Raw genomic sequence first — 1,807 nt, forward strand, 5'->3', positions numbered from 1 at the left:
TGGGGACGAAGATCGCGGAGACCCGGTCGGCGAGGCGCTGCACCTGCGCCTTCCCGGTCTGCGCCTCCTCCACCAGCCTGGCCATCCGGGCCAGCTCCGTGTCCGCGCCGACCCGGGTGAGCTCTACCAGCAGTCGGCCGCCGGTGTTCACGGTCGCTCCGACCACCTTCGAGCCGGGGGCGACTTCGACGGGGACGGACTCGCCGGTCAGCATCGACTCGTCCACCGCGGAGACACCCTCGGTGACGACACCGTCGGCGGGGATCTTCTCCCCGGGCCGCACCACCACGATGTCGCCGGGCACCAGCTGGGCGACGGGGACGCGCTGTTCGCTACCTGTGCGGAGGACGACGGCGTCTTTCGCACCCAGCTCCAGCAGGGCGCGCAGAGCCTCCCCGGATTGCCGCTTCGCGCGGGTCTCCAGGTAGCGGCCGAGGAGGATGAACACCGTCACCAGGGCGGCGACCTCCAGATACACCTCGTGGCCGCCGGACTGCGGGGTGCCGACGAAGGTCACGCTCATCCGCATCCCGGGCATCCCGGCACCGCCGAAGAACAGGGCGTAGAGGGACCAGCCGAACGCGGCCAGCACGCCGAGGCTGATCAGGGTGTCCATCGTCGCCGCACCGTGGCGGGCGTTGATCGCCGCGGCACGGTGGAACGGCCACGCCCCCCACACCACCACCGGCGCCGCAAGGGTCAGGGTCAGCCACTGCCAGTAGGTGAACTGCAGCACCGGGATCATCGACAACACCGCCACCGGCACCGCCAGGACCGTCGAGACGATCAGCCGCTGCCGCAACGACACCAACTCCGCATCCCGCGGCACCGTGGCCTGTTCATCGGGGGCTTCGGTGGCCGGTGGGGCGGGGACGGAGGCCCCGTACCCGGCCTGCTCGACCGCCGAGATCAGCTCCTCCAGCGGCACCGGGGACTCGGCGTGCACGCGGGCTTTCTCGGTGGCGAAATTGACCGTCGCCGCCACCCCCGGCAGTTTATTCAGCTTCCGCTCCACCCTGGTCGCGCACGACGCGCAGGTCATCCCGGTGATGTCGAGATCAACATCCGTCGTCGTCGTGGTCATGACACTGAGGCGAGGCTGTAGCCGGCCTCCTCCACCGCCTCCCGCACCCGCGCCGCATCCACCGGCGTCGCGCTGGACACCGTCACCGTGGACACGCCACCGGCGCGCAGATCGACGGCGACGTCGGAGACACCGTCGATCGCGGAGACCTCCTCGGTCACGCTGCGCACGCAGTGCGAGCAGGTCATCCCCTCCACCAGGAACTGCGCCGACACAACGTCACCCGTCGCCGGGACTGCGGTGGTGTCGGTGGCTGCCGCGCCGTGTGAGGTGGGGCTGCAACACGCGCACCCCGCGCCGGTGCTCGTCGCCTGCAGTCCGAGGTCCTGGAATCCCTGTCCGGTCATGATGTGCTCCCTTCAAGAGCGTTGAACGATGTGAGTGGGGCGAGGTTAGGAGCGCACGAGGCGCGCGATCGCGGCGTTCGCCTCACGCAGCTTCTCCTCCGCGACCGGGCCGCCTTCGGCGGTCGCCTGCGCGACGCAATGCGCGAGGTGGTCTTCCAGCAGCGCCAGCGCGACGGACTCCAGCGCCTTCGTCGCCGCCGACACCTGGGTCAGCACATCGATGCAGTAGACGTCCTCGTCGATCATCCGCGCGATCCCGCGGACCTGCCCCTCCGCGCGGCTCAGCCGCGCCAGCAGCGCCGGCTTGTTGTCCACATACCCGTGTGCCATCTCGTACCTCCACCTACAATCTACCATACCCTGTAGGGGTACAGGG

General features: G+C 70.0%; 3 protein-coding genes. All 3 read right to left on the bottom strand.

What is annotated here, in order from left to right:
* A partial coding sequence (locus ASG00_RS17105) for an HAD-IC family P-type ATPase (protein ID WP_235559184.1) occupies positions 1–1,084 on the bottom strand: 1,084 nt, incomplete at its 3' end.
* Positions 1,081–1,431, bottom strand: coding sequence for a heavy-metal-associated domain-containing protein (locus tag ASG00_RS05245; RefSeq protein ID WP_056207403.1), 351 nt, complete (start codon positions 1,429–1,431; stop codon positions 1,081–1,083). The genes ASG00_RS17105 and ASG00_RS05245, both read right to left, overlap by 4 nt.
* 45 nt (positions 1,432–1,476) lie before the next feature.
* Complete coding sequence (locus tag ASG00_RS05250) at positions 1,477–1,761, bottom strand: metal-sensitive transcriptional regulator (RefSeq protein ID WP_056207405.1); 285 nt, start codon at positions 1,759–1,761, stop codon at positions 1,477–1,479.
* Positions 1,762–1,807 lie beyond the last annotated feature (46 nt).

The organism is Microbacterium sp. Leaf351 (genome assembly GCF_001423825.1).
In the GTDB taxonomy this organism is placed as follows: Bacteria; Actinomycetota; Actinomycetes; order Actinomycetales; family Microbacteriaceae; genus Microbacterium; species Microbacterium ginsengisoli.